The organism is Halioglobus maricola (assembly GCF_009388985.1).
GTDB classification, from domain to species: Bacteria; Pseudomonadota; Gammaproteobacteria; order Pseudomonadales; family Halieaceae; genus Halioglobus; species Halioglobus maricola.
The window spans coordinates 3,720,274-3,740,794 of record NZ_CP036422.1; the positions used below are offsets into that span (position 1 = coordinate 3,720,274).

The window sequence follows — 20,521 nt, forward strand, 5'->3', positions numbered from 1 at the left end:
TGCGAGTTCAGGGATCCAGCGCCGCCATCGCGTATTCTTCACCTTTGACATATTCGTCTGGTGGGATATAAAGAAGGTACTGCTAGAAAAACCGAGAGATTTCCACTTGTTGTATCCCCATGTTCAGGTCGGCACCCGCAAGGCCGGCCTCTGTGCTGCCGTACTGGCCGCAGTTGTTTCAACAGCCCAGGCACAGTCTCCTGCTATCACTGTCACAGGAGTCCCCGCTGAGCCACTGATTGGCGAAGAATTCTGCACAATCGTCAGCTTCACCAATGCCGCGGCAGCCACCGGCTATGGCCCCTATCTGGTGAGCACAGTCGACGCGGGAGTATCCCGGATATCGATCGATTTCGTGGACATACAGCCCGTGCTGGAACCGATCGGCACCTTCGATGCCAGCGGTGTTCTGGTCGACCCTATCTCTGGCGAGATTATTAATGGCAATGAGGGCGGAACCGCGCTCAATGCACTGTACCCGATTGGCGCTGTTGAGCAGGGTACGCCGCCACTGGACATGGAATTCTGCGGTGTTGTGGATGTCGGTACAGAGCCCAATGTCCCACTGGATGTTGAATTCATTCCCGGTTTCGAATTTGGCGATACGGCCACCGGAGACAACGGCGCCATCCTCGGCTCTCAGTTTGACTCCACCATAACGCCTCGACTCGCTCGCGTCACCAAGACCAACAGCGCTCCGGAAAATGAACGCCCCCCCGGACCCAGCCACGCATTCAACTACCGCTACACCATGGACATCTCCGACGGGGTAACCCTAGATGATGTATTACTGGAAGATATCTTACCGCCGGAGATTCAATGGACCGGCGCAGCCATCACCATCAATGCTCCCATCAGTGTGGGCTGCATTACTGCAAGCCTGCCCACGTTCCCACCCGCGCCTGGCGGCACACTGATCGTCCAATGTGATGCCGTCACGGGCAGCACGTCAACGGAGGACCTCACGGTAGTAGTGCCGGTTTACATCACCGACATTCTCGACGAGACCATTGACGACAGCCAGTTGATCACCAACACAGTCAACGCGGAGTACAGCTACGACGGCGATGACTTCAATGACACGGACGACTCAAACGTAGTCGCTGTCCACGCTGCTGCGCAAAAGACAGTGACCGGCGGCAACTCTCCAGGGGACACTCTCACCTACACCATCAATTTCCAACTCACCGACTATCCTGACGATGTGCCCGGCGCTGGTGCCGAGAGTTTTATCATTACCGACCTGCTACCCGACGGCCTCGGATATACCACTACCCTTGACCTCGTCATCAATGGTGCCAATTACCCGATCGCCGCAGACGTAGACTATGACCCCACCACAGGCACCACGCTCCTCACCTGGGACATCGCTGCTGCGGTCGACAACCTCGACCCACTGCTACCCAATGCCGTTGCGGGCAGCCTGCGTTATGAGACCGAAATCCTGACCGAATACGTCAACCCTGCAGGCCCTGTACAAGCCGGTGACAGGTTCACTAACAATGTCACCCTGGGCTATGGACTGACCGAAGGCGGCAGCGGTGGAGATGGATCGGACAGTGAATCTGAGATTGTTCAAAACGACCCGACCAAGGCACTCACGACCCCAGCCCCGGGGTCATTCGACACCATCATGCCCGGCACAGCGGTCGTCTTTACCCTCGGCATGGAAATCCCGGCAGGCTCCAGCTCGGATGTCGTCATCAAGGATTTCCTGCCCAGCCCGGTTTTTGACGTAACCCAGGCACCACAGCCGACTATCAACGTCCTCCAGGGGCCGTTGGTCAGTCCGGTGATCAGCGGCGCAGACAACTCCGTCACCCTCGATTATGGTGATATTGTTTCCGACACTCCGACGACCATCCTGGTTGAACTGACGGCTACCGTCACCACCGACCCCTTCGCCGATGAACTGTTCCTGACCAACCTGATGCAGTCGGCCTATACCACCACCGATGGCCGCGTGATTACCGAGCAAGACGTGGCTGGCATCACCGTGGGCGCACCCAAGCTGACGCTGACCAAGGGCGTACTGTCTATCGCCAACAGCAATGCGACGCTCGACCCCAGCCCAGTAGAATCACCTGTAGATTCCAACGGCGCCAATGCCGATGCACGAGACGCGGTTACCTACGAAATTACCATCGAGAACCTGGGCACCCAGCCGGCTTACCGTGTCACGGTACTCGACCGGAATGTCGCCGGATTGAACTGCCAGCAGAACACCATTGATGTGGTCAATGGCGACGACCAGACGCTGACTTATAGCGGCGATCTCGAAAGCGGACTGATACTCGACGACCCGCTCGCCGCCAGCGACAACGACCCCGCGGAAGGTGGCCCGCCCTATGGCACCGACACCGCGATTATCAACATCACCTGCACACTGGCGGACGATGTTTATCCACGCCAGGTTGTCACCAACACCGCAGCTGTCACATGGACCTCGACGGACGATCCCGCCGATACTCCGTTCACCCCCGCGACGGATGACGCGCGGGTAACCATTGCAGAACCAACGATCACCAAAACAGTCATCGCTTCCGACCCCGGTTACACCGGCGACATTTTCCAGCTGCACATCGGTGAGATCGTCACCTATCGGGTTGAAGTGACAATTCCGGAGGGCGTATCGCCTAACGTTCGTTTCGAAGACCTGCTGGACTCCGGCCTGGTACATCTCGAAACCACCCAGATCGTATTCCCAGATGGTGTATCCAGCAGCCTTACTGACGTTGAACTGCAGGCTAACGAAGGGATTATTCCCGCGAACAACGATACCTCTGTCGAGGGAGTCGACCGCTGGAAAATCTTCGGCCCGGCAAAGGGGCAGGACGGATTCGGCACTGTCACCAACACCAATAACAGCAACGCCACGCCCGACGTGATTACCATCGAGTACCGCGCGCGCGTCATCAATTCAGTCCTGAACGTGAACAGCACCTCGCTGCGCAACCGCGCACGCTGGTACTGGAACCCCGATGATATCGACCGGCAAAACGTCCAGGCCAAGGCGGACCGGGTTGTAGTCGTAGAACCCGACATCCGCATGACAAAGACTTTTAGCCCTGAGATAGGTGACAACACTACGCCACCACTCGTCACTATCGAGTTCGAGCACAGTGATGCCTCTACCGCCAGCGCATTCGATCTGACCTTGTTCGACTTACTGCCCAAAGATATGGGCATCGTCGGCAACGAGGCCGGCGTGACCGTTGACGGGGCCTGTGATCCCCCCGAAAGCATCACAGTCCTCGACGCCGGCCTATCCGAAGAACTCGTCATAGAGTGGGATCAGTTCGATATCGGCGACGGTACCTGCACAATCAGTTTCCAGACAGAGTTCCTGATAGAGCAAGTCCCAGCAGGAACCCAACTTAATAACTGCGCGCCGCTGTTTTGGGAGAGCCTGTCAGACAATGATCCCGCTCTGCAGGATCCGCCTAATAATACAATTGCAGTAGAGCGGACGGGCGACACTGACGATGCCGGTGCCGACGCGAACACCTACAGAAGTGAAGCCTGTGACACATTCCAGATCTACGATGTCGGCATTATCAAAAATGTGGAGAGCTCCACCCAGAGCCACACTGACAACACACCAGGCACCCCGGCTGGCACTGAAGCGTTAACGATTGGCGAAATCGTTGTATTCGACCTGGTCGTCACCCTGCCCCTCGCACCAACCCTCGAACTGGAGGTCACCGACCTGCTGCCACGTACAGAGATGGTGCTGGAACTGCTAGATATCGAACACATCTCACTGGGTGCCGATCTATCTCCCTCTATATTCCCGCCCGACAAATCAATCATCGATTCCAATGGCGACGGCATCAATGACAAAGGCGAACTGGACTATGGCTCAGTGGGGCACATTATCGAACCCCCAGTGATAGACGACGATGACCGCATCCTGGTCCGCGTCACTGCAAAGGTACTGGACGTACCCCAGAATGCTAATGAAAGAGTCGATAGCAATTCCGCTGTCGTAGAATTTCTGCCAGACACTGCCGCGTCAGACACCTACCCGCTGGAGCTGGTAGAGCCCATTCTTCAACTAGAGAAAATTGGATCAACCAACACTGTTGAAGCGGGGGACTCTGTCGACTTCCGCCTCGTAGTCAGCCACGCAAATGGGTCGCGAACCGACGCTCAAAATCTCGAATTGGTAGACGCACTACCGCCGCAATTTGAGCTTGTTGGAGGCTCGGTGGTCGTGGGCGATGTCTGCTCCGTCCAACCAGACGCCCCACCCGATGTCAGTGGCCAGACTATCAGCGCCAGCTGGACTGAATTCCCCCTGGGAGCCTACTGCGAGATCGATTTCTCCGTCACCGTCAGTCTGGGCGCCGTGTCCGGTCAGACGATTACCAACGAGGGCGACATCAGCTGGACCACGCTAAACCGAAGCGAGCAGACCGACCTCGACGACGAGCGGGAATACATGTTGTCAGACGCATGGACTGTTGTCGTCAGTGTTCCCGGCCTCAACAAGACCATCACAGATACCAGCAATCCGGATACGCCATTCACTCTGGAAATACCGCTGCATCGCCTTACCATTGGCGAGGAAGCCACCTTCACACTGGTCACCTCTTTCCCGGACGGCACCACTCTGGACACGCGCATCTCAGACCTGCTCCCGACCAACGACGTCGCCCTGGAATTTGTAAGCTCTCGCATTGTTTCCGTGGGCTCGGATTTGTTTGTCTCAGGCGCATCAACCATAGGGGAGCCAGGCACAGACTGTTCACCACCGGCAGACGAATGCCTTAACTGGATACTGGGCACGGTAATCAATCAGCCGGACTTGAGGGATGAGCCTGACGAGGCGGATCAATTCGTCGTCGAACTGGTCGCCATCGTACTGGATGACCCTCTGAACTCCGGTGCACCCGGGGAAGACAAAAACCTCCTCAATACCGCTAATACGGTCACGTCAGAAGTGACATTAACCGACGCCGCGCAGTTCGACATCGTGGAGCCTCAACTGCGGCTTCAAAAACTCACTTCCAATGGCGGCATCGAGAAAACCACGGCCGCAGGAATTGAGGAAGAGTTCACACTGATTATTCAACACCGCGCTACCTCAACCGCAAACGCACGCACTATCCAAATCCTGGATACCTTGCACCCAGAAATGGAATGGGTTGATGACGCCACGGTGACCAGTACTTGCGCAGGCCTGGTGATTCAGTCTGCGCCCCTGCCCGGCACGTCCGGCAACGTGGCCTTCGTACTCGACAGACTGACGTTGGTGCAGGATCAATGTGAAATCAAGTACACCGTCATGATGAGCGATGAATTGCCGATACAGGGTGTATTCAGAAATGAAGCCCTGCTGTCATGGGAATCTTCGCCCGGCTCGCCAGAATCACGATTCTACAGCGACCTGGCAACCGCGGTACTGATCTCTCTGGAAGATGCCGATATCAGCAAACGGGTCTTCGCCACCTCAGTGCCCGACAGTGAAAGCGGCCAGGGTGACCCGGACATTACCGACGTGCTCATTGGCGAGCACATCGAGTACACTCTCAGCCTCCGCTTTGCTGAAGGCACCACTCCCGATGTTGTGCTGACGGACACCTTCCAACTCGACGGTGCAGGTGAACTAGAATATCTTGGCGGAGATCTCTTCTTTATCGGCGATAACATCACCGCGACCCCGCAGGACCCTGTGCTCAGCGGCGACACCATCACCATAGACATAGGCGATGTCATTAACACGCCTGATCGGGACACCAACCTCAACGACACCGTGGTCATACGTTTACAACTGCGCGCACCCGATGTGCCGGCTAACAGCGCCGGCGACATCCTGCTCAATGAGACAGAGTTGAGTTACAGCGGCGTAGGCGGTATCACCCTCACCCAGGAGTCAGAGGCAGAGGTCGAGATTATCGAACCAATACTCACTCACGTGAAAACCTTCACCTCACTCGTGAACGCAGTTGCCACTATCCAACTGGAGATCGGCAATACAGGGACCGGCCCCGCATATGACCTCGTCATCACCGATGAATTCGACGAGGCCATCTGGGTACCCGGCAGCCTGCTCGAAATCAGCGCACCCGAGGGCATGGCGATCACCGAGTCGTCCAGCGGCGGCGTGACTACCGTCACTATCCAGGCCGAGACCCCGACCACACCACCACCGCCCAACCAGGTTCTGTCACCGGGCGAGTCTGCCACCGTGATTTTCAGCATGACGCTGCAAAATGACGGCTATCCTGGCCCCACACGTATTCCCAATACGGCAGAGTTGGAAGGAAGTTCTCTGCCAGGGGACGACGACGCTGAACGCATCTATATAGAGGATGCGTCAGACGAGTTGCTGCTGCCCGCGCTGGACCTGCTCAAAGCATGGGCCGGGCCCACCAACCCCGCAGTCCCCGGAGATACACTGACATACACCTTAACCCTGCAAAACACAGGGGATGCACCCGCAACGGATATCGTCATCACCGACACCCCCGATGCCAACGGCAGCTTCCAGGTGGGTAGCGTGGTGGCACCCGGCGGCACAATCGTCAGCGGCAACACCTCGGGAGACACTGCCATTGAAGTGACCTTCCCCAGCGTAGACGCTGGCGCCGAAGTCACTGTGAGTTACAGCGTTCTGGTACCCCTGCCCTACCCCGCGGGCCTGATCGCCGAAGAGCAGCTGGTTAACCAGGCGCTGGCCACATCGGAGGAATTACCCGACATTCTCTCCGACGACCCCGCGACCCCTGACGTCGACGATGAAACCATCGTGCCGCTGGTAGCCGACCCTGTCATGACTGTCAGCAAGACTGATGGCACCGATCGGGCCAGCCCTGGAGATACGCTCACATATACAGTGACGTACGGCAATACCGGCGACCAGAACGCCACCGGCGTTCTTCTTACCGAGATCGTGCCGCTCTATACAAGCTTTGACGCTGGGCTGTCCGATCCAAACTGGGTCTGCGACGACGTGGTTGGCGGCAGCACCTGTGAGCTGGACATCGATACACTGCCGGGCGGTGGCGCAGGCTCAGCCCTGTTTGTGGTGACCATCGACAACACTGTACCGCCTGGTGTGTTTGAGATCATCAACGACGTAATGGTCGAGGAAGACGGGCTGGAGTTTGGCAACGTACCTTCCCCGCCCTCGGTAGACACCGACCAGGACATTGACTATCTGAGCGCACAGCCCAACCTGGTGATCGCCAAAAACGACGGCGGCATTTCGGTCATTCCAGGACAGGGCTACCGCTACGGCATCGTCTACGGCAACGTAGGTGACCAGGGCGCCAGCGGCGTGGTGCTGTCAGAAGTTGTGCCCGACTACACCGTCTTCAGCAGCAGCCTCAGCACACCGGGGTGGATTTGTGATGCTTCCACCCCGGGCTCCGTCTGTACCTTCGATGTAGGAATCCTCGACGCGCGGTCGGGTTCGCAGGCAGATTTCGGCCTGATCACCGACTTCCCGGCAGCGGCGGGGGTAGACCTGATCAACAACACCGCAGTGCTGGCCGATGACGGCTCCAGCCAGGTGGGCCCACTGGAAGTCGATTCCAGTGATATCACCCCGGTCATTGCCAACCCGGACATGGAGATCACCAAAACTACGGAGTCGCCTCCCCCGCGCGAGGGCGATGTCATTGTCTACGACATTACCTACCGTCAGGTAGGCAACCAGGACGCGACAGGTGTTGTCATCCGGGAGATTGTTCCCCCCGGCACCGAGTACCTGGCCTCCGCAAGCGACGCCTGGAGTTGTCCTGATGGGTCTGCGGGCGGCACCCTGTGCGCAATAGCCGTCGGCAATCTCGCCGCAGGAGCCGGTGGTACTGCGACCTTTGCGGTCACCATGGTGACGGAGTCCAAGGCTGGCAAAATTGTCAACGTGATTGAAACCAACGATGACGGCACCAATGGCAGCGATCCCACGCCCGGGAATAACATTGATGTGCTGATTATCGAGTTCTTCGACGGCCGCGGTATTCCGGTCATGCCCAGGCTATTCCTAGCGTCACTGCTGCTCGGCCTGCTTGCAGTCGCTGGCAGCTATCTGAGCAGACGACGACAAGCACATTGATAAAGCACCGATAAAAAAAGGCCACCTCTAGAGGTGGCCTTTTTTGTCGATTCGCCGAACAGTTACATATAGTCTGGACGCTTCATGGGGCCCACTGACCTGGAGCGTGCAGGGTACACAAACTCGGGTGGCTCCGTGTCCTCGTAGCCTTCGCCCCAGTTCACCGGGTCGCCCTTCATCTCAACGCTGGCGTTGTCCGTGTACCAGTCGACCAGTTGGCCGTCGCAGCGCAGAATCCATACAGTCCCGTCATCTCCGGAGGTGAAATCGCCATGGCGAATACCTTTCGGACGCCAGAAGTACTGACCTTCAACCATTTCGCCGAAGTTGTAGTCGAAGGAACCCTCAAGGCAGTACGCTTCCTCAAAACAGGGGTGGTGCGCTAGCGGGTGCTCGCGCCAGCCTGGCTTGGCCTTGATCAGGCGGGTATAAAAGCCGGTTTCCACATCGTGGTACAGCATCTTGATGAACAGGCCGGGCACCGGTGTGCCGCCACGTTCGAAATCCATCGGGCTGCCGTTCTCAGGGTCGGTCACATCGAACCAGTCCTGGCTGTCCGCGCTGCAAATGGTGAGCTCATCGAAGTCACGCGCCTCAGGGCCATTGCTGTCTGCAGGCGTGAAGGTCCAATCGCCGTATTCACGGAACAGCAAGATGATAGTGCCCGCCTTGGCTTTGATTTCAGGGGTCAGGATGCCCTTGGGGGCGGCCCAGTAGTCGTTCTTTACCAGCGTCTTGTCGCCGAGCTGGACTTCACCCTCGAGGATATACCACTCGGTAAACGCCTTGTGCAGACCAGCTGGACGAGACCAGTCGCTGTTAAAACGCACGCGCAGGGAGGCAGAGCCATCCTCTTCGTCGTAACAAAGGTTCTGCTGCTCCGCGTCGCCAGTGCCATGGGGCATTTCGGCGGGGTGCCAGAGCAGATCGCGTATATCCACCAATTCAACATGAGGTCTCATTTTTCTTACTCTCCTGAGTGTGCTCGAGGTCCGCAAAAGAATAGACCATGGTTTATATTTATAATAATTGTTATTTTGTTATTCTTGTATAGCTTAAAAGCTATATTCTAAAGGACCCCTGCCATGGCGAGACGCCCCGAGGCTCAACATCTGGCGAAGCAAGTCACCATGCGCCAGCTAGAGATATTTCTCACCGTCGCTGAACTGGGCGGTGTGGTGCAGGCAGCAGAAAAATTACACCTGTCGCAACCGAGTGTTTCCATCCAACTGCGTAAGCTGACCGAAACGCTGGGACTACCGCTGTACGAAATAGTCGGACGACAACTGACACTGACAGAGGCCGGCCACAGAATGCAGGACACCTGCCGCGAAGTGCTCGACACCTTCGATCGCCTGGACTGTGATATCAACGATCTCAAAGGATTGCGCGCCGGCCGCCTGCGCCTTGCGGTGGACCCCAGTGCCAAATATTTCCTGCCCCAATTGTTAGGCCCCTTTATGGCGCAGTATCCTGGAATAGACGTCGACTTTGTTGAAGGCAAACGCAGCGACCTGCTCGAGCGCCTGAACGAGGACCGGGACGACCTCTATATCTTCAATCACCTGCCTACCGGGCTCGACATAAACCACTTTCCTTTCCTCCCCAATCCGCTGGTTGTGGTCGCTAACAAGGAGCATGCCCTGGCCAAAAAGAAACAGCTGGGCTTGAGCCAACTGAGCGAAGAGCGAATGTTGCTGCGCGGACAGGGTTCAGGCTCGCGCCTGGCACTGGATGAATTTCTCACCGCGCAGAACATAAAGCTGAATCGCACGATGGAACTGGACAGCAGTGAGGCGATCAGGCTTTCGGTGAAGGCCGGCATCGGTGTAGGCGTGCTCTCCGCGTACGCTCTCGTCAATGCACACACCGAGGGTCTGGTGAAGCTGAACGTCAAAGGGTTTCCGCTGACCACACACTGGCACATTATCCACCGACGGCAGAAAAAGCTCAGTACCGTCGCCGCGTCATTCCTGCAATTTGTCCTGGATGAAGCTGAACAGCATTTGCCCATGGAGCAAATCCATGCGCGGATGCAACAGGCAGTGCACTAGCTACCCATAAGGCAGGAAATCAAAGGAGTAATTCACCCGGGTACTCAAAACGCTCTCTGCGCCAAAGCGGATCATCCTGATTCTCGCCAGGATTTTCTGGGTGAGCGCCTCGTCGTGCAGTTCGCTGGACACCAGCTCCAGGCCGGAGATTTCACCCGACGGCTCAATCACCATATTAAAGACGAGTTTACCTTCCAGCAGCGGGTCTTTACGCAAAGCCCGGTTGTACACCGCAAAGATCGCGCCCTTGTTTCTGTCCATCACCCGACGAATAGAGTCGTCGCTGCGGCCACCCAGTTGCTGTGAACTGTTCTTCGCTTCCTTAGTGCCTGTGCCGGCAGTGATATTGCTTTCGACCCTGGTCGCCTCCCGACCAGAGAGTGCGGGCCCGCCGGCATCACGACTCACACTGGACGTAGTAATACCGCCGCTACCACGATTATCTGCTGTAATCAGCTTGCGCTCGACTTTCGCGGCTGCGGATTCGCCTCGACTGGTCTGGCTCTGATTGAGGTCCTGCACATTGAGACTGTCACGCATGGCCATCAAGTCATCCTGGAAAGCCAGCACCCCGGCAACCTTGGCCTCGTCCCGTGCTTGCTCGATGCGATTAATCGGCTTGACCTCCTCCTTCACTGTTGTCGGCGGCACTACCTTCTCTGGCAGCGGCTCGGGTCTGGGCAACTCTTTCGGTTTTGGTTTCACCACCTCCGGTTTGGGCAGTTCCTTTTTCTCCAAAAGCACCCGGGCCAAATGCGGAGGCACTTCCTCCTCCTGTTCACGGGTGAGTTCCTCCAGCGGCAGCAGAGGTACCACAATCGCGAGCAATAGAAACAGGAATAGAGCCACACTTAACAGCCGAGCGAAAAAGCGATCCTCCTGTGCGCTGGACTCCCAGGGCAGCAAGAGCTCCGGCGTCTTTGCCATCACTGCCACCGTCATCGAGCCGCCACCTCGGGAGTGTTCTGTCCTGCATCAAGGGCAGGCTCGGGTAGAGTACTCACAGCCAGGGAAATATCGCGATAGTCCTCCGCCGCACACGTGCTCATAATTCGCTGTAGCAATTGGTAGGGCATTGTCTCGTCACCCATCACAATCACCGAACGGCCACGCGCCTCGTCTTCCTCGGATAATGGGCCAGCACGCTCGGCGTGGTGCTGCAGCTCCTGCTGCAGAGAGGGGATCAGCATTTCTTCCAGCGCCAATGCATCCTCTACGCGTTCTACCGCACGCCCCTGCACCAGTATGCTTTCCGGCGTTACTTTGATGGTGAGGCTCTCCTCCGGCCGCTGCTCGGAAACAGATTCCGGCAAGGTAATGTTCTTGTCGGACTGCAGGACTTCAACATCGCCGTTGTTCACCATCAGGAACAATACAAGAATGGTGAAGATATCCATCAACGCCACGAGGTTGAGCCTGGCCGGCCGCTGCATGCGACGGTGGTTGCGCGCCATACGGCGAGCCCTGAGGGAACTCATTGCATCACCCCCTCTTCTCCCAGCGACGCTTCCTGCTCAGGCGCGGCGCCGAATGAAATATCCGGGAACAAGGCCGCATCGACTGCCTCAGCAGCAACCAATGCCTTGAAGGAGCGCACGGTATCCATGGCCGATACAATTGTCTGGTAATCGACATCTGGTTCGGGCAACAGGGTGATGTCACGCTTTTCGATGCCCTTCTCCGAGAGCTGTCGCTTTACCTCCTGCAGTACGAGCGAGAGCATGGCGAAGTTCTGCTCGCCCTCTTCGGTCCGCGGTATCGCCCGCAGTTGAATACCACTCGGATAGTCGACCCGCATGCCGTCATCACGAATGATCACTTCCAGTATTTGCTGTTCAGGGTTGGGCTCCCCAAGAGCCGCTTCAGGCAAGGTGACATCGATAACTGTGATTCGCGAGAACACCATCCCCAGCAGCAGGATGGGCACCAGCACAATCATCAGATTAAGGAAAGCGGTGATATCCAACTCAGCTTCCTGAGCCGGTGGCCGCCTGTGTCGTCGCATCCTCATCGGTAGTTACTGATCAGCAGCGCGCGTTTTGTTGGGTAGTGCTCCGGCGTCTGCAAGCGTATTCACTACTTTGACGCTGGCCATCTCCAGGCTATCTACAATTTCGGTAGTCTTGGTCTGCAGTACCGCATGGAGCAACAACAGCGGAATCGCAGAGATCAAACCAAATGCAGTGGTGTTCATCGCCACGGAGATGGAGCTGGACAGCATGCTCGCTTTCTCCGTTGCCTCGGCGTTGGCCACTGCAGTAAATGCGGCAATCAAGCCAATGATGGTGCCGAGCAGGCCTAGCAGCGTCGCCACATTAGCGAGCGTTGCCAGGTACTGGGTGCGTTTCTCCAGCCGGGGTAGCGCCTCCATCACGCCTTCTTCCATCGCGGATTCGATATCCTCCCGCCGTCGACTGCCAGCGTAACGGGCTATACCGGCAGCGACGATACGAGCGATAGGCACCGTTGATTCAGTGCCGCTGTCTACTACCGCCTTGTAGTTCTTCTGTTTCAGTTGCCCCATGGCAGTGTCAAAGGCCCGGCGATTGCGCTGCCTTGCAACAGTGAGCACCAGGTAGCGCTCCACAGCGATGGCGAGGCCGATCACCAACACCACAGCGATCGGGTACATAAAAGGCCCTCCGTTCTGGAAGAACCTGACCACGATATCGTAGCTTTCCATTGTGATTACTCCGTTTACTCTGCTAATTCAGGATTGTCTTGTTCAGTGTGGTTTTGAGGGCCTGGCGAAGATGCTTGCCGATAGCGAAGCTCTCGCAGATATTCATCCCGCCGCAATGGCTGAAACAACTCACCGGCGATCCCCGGCTCGGGCTGCCAGTCAAACTCCACCTCGGCAGGTTGGCGCCAGGGCAGTATGTACATCACCCGGGGAAGCTCCTGGTTACCGGTAACCCGCGACTCCAACTGCACGCTGGGTTGCTGCGCCCAAACCATGCTGGGCCAGCTAGCGAAACACAGAGCCGCCCAGAGATAGAGAATGAATCTCCTCATGAACTCCCTCCCGCATGCAGCTGTCGCTGCAGATCAGCCATCCAGCCGGCCACCTGCCGATCTTCCTCGGTATTCAGCGCCTGATAACGACCAAAATGTTCCAGTGCTTGCGCTTTCTGACCGAGGTAAAGGTCGTAGAGAATACCGAGGTTATAGTGAGTCACAGCGCTATCCGGCTCAGCGGTAAGAGCCGCCAGATAGTGTTGCTCTGCGCGGTGAAAGTCGCCCTGGCTGCGCAGCATGATTGCGAACTGGTTGTGCGCGTCTGCATTGTCGGGGTTGGACTGCAGTGCTCTTTCGAACCAGACTTCCGCCTGCGCGAAATCGCCCTGTTGGCTATGAATCAGTGCGGCGTTCAGGGCGGGGCCAGAAAGAAAGGGATAGTCTTCGTACAGCGAAGCCATCGCGAGCGCAGCCTGCTCCCACGCTTGCTCATCCATCAGAACAAGTGCTTCGGCAAAGCGAGATTCAGCTGCAGGCGGCGCCGAGAAATCCGCCGCACCCGCCTTACCGGTTGAGGTACTCGGCTGCTGGGCACAGGCGGCCAGCAGCATCAGGCAAGCAATGGCAACGACGCGCTGCATCAGCGAATCTCCCTGCTCACGGCCACTCGAGCTTCCTGCTTGCCCCACCTCGCTGGCATCAAATCGCCAAGCGCACTGAAGCTGAGTGCAATCCATTCATCATACAGGCCGTCCCAGGCACGTTTGGCATTGGCCTCATGAATGGCGATAGCTTTCTCCTCGAAGGGCCACGCCTGTTCTTCCAGCAGCAGTTCGTATTGCTCCAGAGCGAGCGCATCAAGACCGTCGGGGCGCTCAGAATTCATCAGGTCGGCAGAGAACTGACGGTACACCTGGCCCAGGCGGTAAGTTGCGCGGGTACCGTATTCCTGCAGACCATAGCTGTTCACACGCTCATAGGCAGTCACCGTGTCATCGAGAGCGTCACGCTTGCGCGCCAGGCTTTTCTCCAGGGGATGGGCAAGGCGCAGTTCGACGAAAGTGGCGTAATGAGCATCGGCGATCTCGGTCATCGAACTCGCGGCAAGATATCGACTGCGATCAGTGGCATTGCCCCCGGCCTGCTCGTGGGCGGCTGCCATCGCCTCCAGCCAGTAGTGACGCTTACTGACGTCGCCCTGATCCTGGTACAGGCCCGCGAGTGTAAGCATGGCCTCCATTCTAGGACCCATAGGCTGAGGCCAGGCGTGAGCGTACGTCCTGTAACGTTCAATCGCAGTATCTATAGCACCTTCGCGCAGGTAGTAATCAGCCGCCAGATACTGGGCTTCACGCTTTTCATCGGCATCGACAGCAGTCTCTCCCAGGCGGTCGAGTTCTTCAGCTGCGCCCCGCCAGTCACCCAGCGTTTCGTAGTTTTGCACCAGCACCGCACCCACCCCGGCAGACAAGGCGTGCTGCGGATAGCGCCGACGGAAGTCCAACAACAGTTGATTTGCCTGGTTCAGGTCGCCGGCTATACGGTAGCTATTCGCCGCATCGTATTGTGCGTTCACCCGCACACTGGAGTTCGGCGCCACGGCCACAATACGCGCGTAGTGATCTGCCGCTGCGAGGTGATCTCCTGCAGTAGCCGCAATTTCGCCTTGGCGATAAATCGCAGCAGCGAGCTGCTCGGTAGTTTTAGCGCGGCGCACATCCTCGTCTGACATCAGCGCCAAGGCCCTGAAATACGCCGCTTCCGCCTCATCGTAATGCGCCAGTTCAAACCGAGCGTGCCCCAGCTGCAACCATGCGGGAACCAGCAGCTCGGAACCTGGAGCGGGCTGCCAGTTGATGAGCACGGTGGCATTGTCTGCCGCTAGCGCATACTCCTCCGCTTCCAGCAGACCGGACACGGCACGCGCAAGAACCGGGGCGGCGCGGTCATCGACAGGGAAGGTCTTTGCGAATTGCAATTGGCTCGCCACCAACGCAGCCGCATCGTCGTCTTCTACCGGGGTCAGCTGATCGAACGCAAGAATAGCTGCATAGGCCGCTTCAGAAGCCTGGGGATGCTCGGAGTAACGATAAGCCATCCATTGATAGTCCTCGATCGCCCTGCGGTAATCGCCACCCGCCTGGCGCGCCTCGGCCATCAGCAGGGCCAGATCGGGCACCTGCTCATCGCGAGGAAAACTGCGGATGTAGTCTCCGTAATAATCGGCGGCGGCGTGATAGAGGGGTGCGGCTGCCGCGTCATCTTCCTCGCCCTGAGCAAGGGCGTGATTGTGCCTCGCCAGTTCATCAATATATTGGCGCAAGCGATCACCCATAATGCTTCGTTGCTCATCTTCCGCCTTCTGCCAATAGGCACCTTCGGTATCGTAGCGGGCGGCGTAGCTTGCTTTCGCGGCAATCACTGCCTCTGGAAAACCACCACTCTCGTAGGCGCCGATCACCCGCCAGTCGAACTCATGCGCCACAGGCGAGAAGGGTTTGGCCGCTGCAAAGCCCGCGAATGTGTCAGCACTGTCCTGATAACGCTCCTGCTCCAGGTAAAGCTCACCAAGAGCGAGATAAACCCTGTGGTCATAGGAGCGCGGCCCGCGTTGCGCAAAGCTTTCGGCTACCGCGGTCGCGCCGCCACCGCCATCGAAGATCACGGCCATCACTCGAAAGCAGTCCGCGGCCATTTCCCGATCGCCGCGCGGCAGTGCCTCGAATTCGTCGCCGGAAGCTAACAAGGTGTCCAGTGATTCGGTAAAGGCGTCCACCGCTGCTTCCTTCCGGTCCAGTTTGAAACGCGACCATCCAAGCATATACAAGCTGCTGGCGCGGTAATCTTCAGCTCCTGCAGCGCCAGCCACTTGCGCATAAGCCTGCTCTGCGCGCCTATAATCACCGTCGCTGAAGTAGGCCTCGCCCTTGCGGAACTCTGCTTCGGCAAGATGCTCCGACCCCGGATGAGCGATACTGAGTCGCTCCATCAGCGCCACGGATTCAGGGTTGCTTCCATCCATGTCGTAGGCACGGGCCATCTGGTACATCAATTGATCCGAGCCCTCCGTATCCGGGTAGTCCTGTAGCAGTTCCTCGTAGGCCGCAATCACCTCGGCGTATGAGACAGGGGCCCCATCCTCTATATCCTCGGCCTCACGCGCCAGCAACTCGAGATCGGCCAGGCGTCGCCGCACCTGCAAGCGTTGCGCAGGGTCTTCGGCCACGGCGAGTACCTCACGGTAGCGGTCAGCAAGCTCAAGCAACGACAACGACGCTACTTCCCGCGCTGGGGCGGCGCGCACGACCGGTTCCAGTGTGGCTATCGTGGGCTCATACAGCTGCGGCTCGCTGCCTGGCAACGCGGGGAGATAACCACAACCTTGCGCAGCAAGCAGACACGTCACCAGCGTCAGGCGCTTCATCTTGGCACCTCCGCACTCGCCTGATCATAGAGCCTGGCCACCGCCAGTAGCGCATTGGCCTCGTTGCGAGCCAGTAGCTGACGCTGGGAATCGAGTTCAGAAAGCGCCGCCAGTCTGAGCCGGTGTTCAGCCCGCGCCAGTACCTGAACAACTTCGTCCTGCCGCTGGTCCACACGCAAAAGCATGCCGTCGATCCGAGCGGAGTAGACTGGCCGCTGGCGCAAAGACAGCGCATCGTTCAAGGCTGCCTCTGCAGCTATCGATTGTTCCGCGAGTCTCTCAAGCACCTGCATGTCACGCTGCAACTGCCAGCGGCGCGCAGCAAACTGCTCACTGTCCTGCCACTGCATAAGCCCACGCATCAAACGCAATTGCTGAAGCTGTTCGGGTTTGTTCAAACGCTGCGCTGAAGCCTCCGCCCGCTCAAGGCGGCCCCACAACGCCAGCTGCTGCGGTGTCGCCAACGCGCGCAGATCCTCATCCGCGAGCGCCTTATTCAGTCGAGCGCGAAGCTCGCTAGCCTCCAATGCCAGGTGTTGGCGCTTTGCCAGAAGCGCGTCGGCGCGGCCACCTGAAGCGGTGTCCTCCCAGACACGGCGCTGATCCTGGTCCACCTGTTGCAGCACGGCCAGTCGCTCCCGCGCTACATCCAGCTCGCGGTTCAACTGGGTAAGGTCGCGGTACTCACGCAGCGCCAGCTGTACATGATCTGCAGCGAGAAGCTCAGCGAGAAATGCCGCATGCTCACCCTGCGGCACCGGATCGGCGCCGCCCAGCCAGGCCAGGTCCGACAATTTCTCCAGACCAAACAAACTCGTGAGTTCAACCTCCTTCACCTCCCGGCTCAAAGATTCGACAGCAGTGCGCTGCGCCGCATAGCGTGACGCTGCCTGCTGATACTGCTCAAGTGCGCGCGCCGGTTGCTGCAACTGTTCATAGGCAAAGGAAATGGCAAGATGACTTTCGCGCGCACTGGCCGTGTACAGGTCGCGCTCAGCGAGTGTTTCCCACGGCCCCAGGGCGCTCACAAAATCGCCGGTGTTAGCGTAGCTCCAGCCGTAACCCAGCAGTGCGCGATCCGATTCAGGACCATTGAGCCTGACACCCTCGTAGGCGAGACGAGCGGACACAGTGTCATTGGCAGCGAGATAGCCAAAACCTGCGGCAACGCCTGCGCGGTCTCTCAGGTTGCGGCCCTCATCATCGGTGCAACCCAGCGCGCCTACCTGGGCATAGGCGTCAGCGGCTTCTTGCCAGCGACCGGATGCTGCACGCTGAGCGCCGAGGTTATAGAAGTAATAAGGCTTGAATGGACAGGGTAATTGCATCTGCTGCAATTCAGTCGCTGCTTTACTCTCCTCCCCAGCCATCAGTGCCTGCACAGCGCGCAAGTAGTGGCCCTCGTCAGCCACCGAGCCGTTATAGGCCGGCGCCATTCTCGCCAGGGCTTCAGCGCTGGCAGTGGTGTCACCCCGACGCCAGCTGAGCTTGCCGAGATAGAACCATGCTCGGTCGCGGTCAACCCCCTCGCGGGGCTGCTCCAGCAGTTGCTCGAAAACGCCGCGCGCCTGATTGTCCATGCCGTAGGAGAGACTGATGCCGCCGCGCAACAACTCCGCGTCAGCACCGTGATTAGGTAGGCGGTCCAGCGACTGCGCGGCGGTGAGCTCTGTTAGTGCCGAGAAATACTCTTGCTGATAGTAGTGATACAAGGTGACGCCGTAGGGCAGATCGCGCACGCTTTCGGATTGAGGCTCGCTGCCTTTCTCCTTTTCAGAGTCAGGCTCAACCGCCCAGGCACTGGCCGACAAAGTCGCAAGCAAGGCGGCTGTCAGCGAGCATCTTCGCATGCGCGTGTGGGCAGGGCTCACGCCTACCACTCCTTGATCCGGAACTCCGGCTGCTGCCGGCGCTCGGCATCGCTGATCTGCAGCTCCAGGTTCTTGGCACCGCTGCCCTTTTCAACCTTGAGTTGGGTCGCTCGGCGGTAGTCTCGCCCTTTGGGGCCCCGGCCGGTGAATACTGCGACCACTTCGTGTTCACCGGCTTTAAGATTGCCCATGTAGAGGCGGTGGACGCCACCACGCTCCAGAGCATCCACCTGGCGCTCGGTATAGAGATAGTTCGCCACGACTTCATCATCGATGCTGAGCTTCACTGCATCCAGTGCGAAGAAGGTACCAACATCCATGGACAGGTAGACCGCCATCTGGGTATTCGCCGGAAAAAGAAGTTCTTCCTCGAGGATAAACAGATCGCGATTGAGTTCGATAGTCTGTTGCTTGATGTCCTGAATCTGCGCCGACAAACCGGCGTCCTGTGCCTGAGCCTGCGTCTGGAAAAAAGCTGTCAACGAAAACAGAAACACCCAAGATGCGTAACGAACCACATTCATGCCAACACTCCACCGCTAATACTGGCCAGCGTCTGGAAGGCCACCAGATTGTCGCGGCTGGCAGCGCTGCCCAGGCCCTGCCCAGGGAAGAAGCCCGACTCACCAAAAAGGTTCTGTTCTCCATGCAGTGCCATGTAATTCAGAATCACTGTTTCTACATTGAGGTTCACGTTGTTGGCCGCGGGGCTGGACGATGTTTCCACTGAAGAGTCCGGACGCATCCAGCCTATCTGCTGGTGCAATAAGGGATCACCACGAGTGTCCATTAGCTGGGGAGCGCCCGCCGGATCATAGACAAGGAAGAAGGAAGCGGCGGTCGCAGACTGATCGCCCGTCCACACACCCTTCTCTACACCATTAACCATCTCGAGAGTGCCGTCGCTGAAGACAGACCCGTCACTAAAGACATAGATCATCAGCGGTGTAGCGGTGCGTCTGGCATAATCGAGGCAGGCACCAATACACTGACCGGCACGAAAGTCGCGGGCTTCGCCAGTGCGGCGATCGCCGGTGTGATAGTCGTAACCTCCCATCTCTACGGTGCCGGCGCCGGCGATACCGTCGATGACCAGTTTCATCACTGATGCGGCTTTCTGGAACTCCCGATCGGATTCAAATTCTGCACTTTCGAATATGCCTGCTGCACCGACAATATTCGCATCAATACGTGGATCCAGAGCATCGGGACTTGAAAACTTCTCCAGGGTGTCGGCACTTCGCAGATATTCGCAGCTGAGCCGTTCCTTCAAGCGCAGATCTTCGCCGGTCGGATTGGTCACTCGCGTGTTCACTAAGTCCAGTTTGTAATCCGTGATGCGCTTCATGGACTCCATCACTGCGACGATGTCTTCAGGATTATCCAGTAAGGAATTGAGATCTCCCACATCTACCAGGCCGCTGGCATCCGAGGGACGATCAACCTTGGTGGGTCGAATTTCCGGATCGATCAACATCGCCGGTGCCAGCGAATTACCGCCGGAATCGGAGTTGCGCGAGCCGATCAACTGCAGTATCTGCCCGCGCAAACCCGCTCGATAAATACCATACATCGGGTTGTGCGGATTATTGCCCGTATCATTCTCTGAGCGCCCCGGAATTACCGCCCCGTTGACGAAACCTGACACGCCGCTCGCCTTGTCCAGAATGCCGCGTAACATCGCGCTTTCGGAATGAAACAACAGGCCGAGGCTGTCATCGGTAAATTCACCACTGGCTGCCACCGGGTTATTGGCAAACGGCAGTATGTCCGGCGGCAAACCCAGGCGGCCGTATCCAGCAGTGCTCAGCGCGTCGCGCTGACCGCCAGGGCCGCCCACAAGTACATTCGACCCTGCGATATTGGCACCACCGGCCAGGTCAAAACAGATAAAGGGGATCTTGCGACCAGACACAGCCCCGAGATCGCAGGCTGTATAAGGCGTTACATTCGGATCCAGCAGATCCGGCGAGATCGCGTGGGCCCGCGAACCCAGCAGGCTGAGTACCGATGTACCCAACAGCGTCGCCCCGCCAGCGCGGAACCCCTGCGACAGCAGCTCCCGACGAGTGACCGGGCGATGGTGGTCCGGGTGGCGAAGTGCCTCGTCGGGGTGGAAAAACTTGTAGCGTCTGGCCATAGCGTTAAC

13 protein-coding genes are annotated in these 20,521 nt (G+C 58.1%); 2 read left to right on the top strand and 11 right to left on the bottom strand.

Annotated features, from left to right (window positions below):
• Positions 1-106: 106 nt before the first annotated feature.
• Positions 107-8,065 (top strand): DUF11 domain-containing protein, encoded by a 7,959-nt coding sequence (locus EY643_RS16965; RefSeq protein WP_170287445.1) that lies wholly within the window; start codon positions 107-109, stop codon positions 8,063-8,065.
• Positions 8,066-8,127: 62 nt separating this feature from the next.
• Here the strand turns inward: EY643_RS16965 and EY643_RS16970 are convergent, their stop codons facing one another.
• Positions 8,128-9,027, bottom strand: a complete 900-nt coding sequence (locus tag EY643_RS16970; protein WP_153240355.1) for a DUF4437 domain-containing protein — start codon at positions 9,025-9,027, stop codon at positions 8,128-8,130.
• Between the two features lie 123 nt (positions 9,028-9,150).
• Between EY643_RS16970 and EY643_RS16975 the strand changes: the two genes are divergently transcribed.
• Entirely contained in the window at positions 9,151-10,119 is a 969-nt protein-coding gene (locus tag EY643_RS16975; RefSeq protein ID WP_153240356.1) for a LysR family transcriptional regulator, read from the top strand.
• Here EY643_RS16975 and EY643_RS16980 read toward each other — a convergent pair whose 3' ends face one another.
• From EY643_RS16980 to EY643_RS17025, 10 genes are read right to left on the bottom strand one after another with little or no spacing between them, the layout of a single operon-like run.
• Positions 10,120-11,046 (bottom strand): AgmX/PglI C-terminal domain-containing protein, encoded by a 927-nt coding sequence (locus tag EY643_RS16980; protein ID WP_170287446.1) that lies wholly within the window; start codon positions 11,044-11,046, stop codon positions 10,120-10,122.
• Between the two features lie 11 nt (positions 11,047-11,057).
• Positions 11,058-11,597 (bottom strand): ExbD/TolR family protein, encoded by a 540-nt coding sequence (locus EY643_RS16985; protein ID WP_240732748.1) that lies wholly within the window; start codon positions 11,595-11,597, stop codon positions 11,058-11,060.
• Positions 11,594-12,130: an ExbD/TolR family protein gene (locus EY643_RS16990; protein WP_153240358.1), complete on the bottom strand. Its 537-nt coding sequence runs from the start codon at positions 12,128-12,130 to the stop codon at positions 11,594-11,596. The genes EY643_RS16985 and EY643_RS16990 overlap by 4 nt, the downstream gene beginning before the upstream one ends.
• Before the next feature lie 6 nt (positions 12,131-12,136).
• Positions 12,137-12,802, bottom strand: coding sequence for a MotA/TolQ/ExbB proton channel family protein (locus tag EY643_RS16995; protein WP_153240359.1), 666 nt, complete (start codon positions 12,800-12,802; stop codon positions 12,137-12,139).
• Positions 12,803-12,816: 14 nt separating this feature from the next.
• Positions 12,817-13,134, bottom strand: coding sequence for a hypothetical protein (locus EY643_RS17000; RefSeq protein ID WP_153240360.1), 318 nt, complete (start codon positions 13,132-13,134; stop codon positions 12,817-12,819).
• Positions 13,131-13,718: a tetratricopeptide repeat protein gene (locus tag EY643_RS17005; protein ID WP_170287447.1), complete on the bottom strand. Its 588-nt coding sequence runs from the start codon at positions 13,716-13,718 to the stop codon at positions 13,131-13,133. Before EY643_RS17005 ends, EY643_RS17000 begins: the two co-directional genes overlap by 4 nt.
• Complete coding sequence (locus EY643_RS17010) at positions 13,718-16,501, bottom strand: tetratricopeptide repeat protein (RefSeq protein WP_153240362.1); 2,784 nt, start codon at positions 16,499-16,501, stop codon at positions 13,718-13,720. Before EY643_RS17010 ends, EY643_RS17005 begins: the two co-directional genes overlap by 1 nt.
• Positions 16,498-18,372, bottom strand: coding sequence for a tetratricopeptide repeat protein (locus EY643_RS17015; RefSeq protein WP_153240363.1), 1,875 nt, complete (start codon positions 18,370-18,372; stop codon positions 16,498-16,500). The genes EY643_RS17010 and EY643_RS17015 overlap by 4 nt, the downstream gene beginning before the upstream one ends.
• A gap of 2 nt (positions 18,373-18,374) precedes the next feature.
• The gene (locus EY643_RS17020) at positions 18,375-18,896 is read right to left on the bottom strand and encodes an AraC family transcriptional regulator (protein WP_153240364.1); all 522 of its coding nucleotides are present in this window, start codon (positions 18,894-18,896) and stop codon (positions 18,375-18,377) included.
• Positions 18,893-20,512, bottom strand: a complete 1,620-nt coding sequence (locus tag EY643_RS17025; RefSeq protein ID WP_153240365.1) for a general secretion pathway protein GspF — start codon at positions 20,510-20,512, stop codon at positions 18,893-18,895. The genes EY643_RS17020 and EY643_RS17025 overlap by 4 nt, the downstream gene beginning before the upstream one ends.
• Positions 20,513-20,521 lie beyond the last annotated feature (9 nt).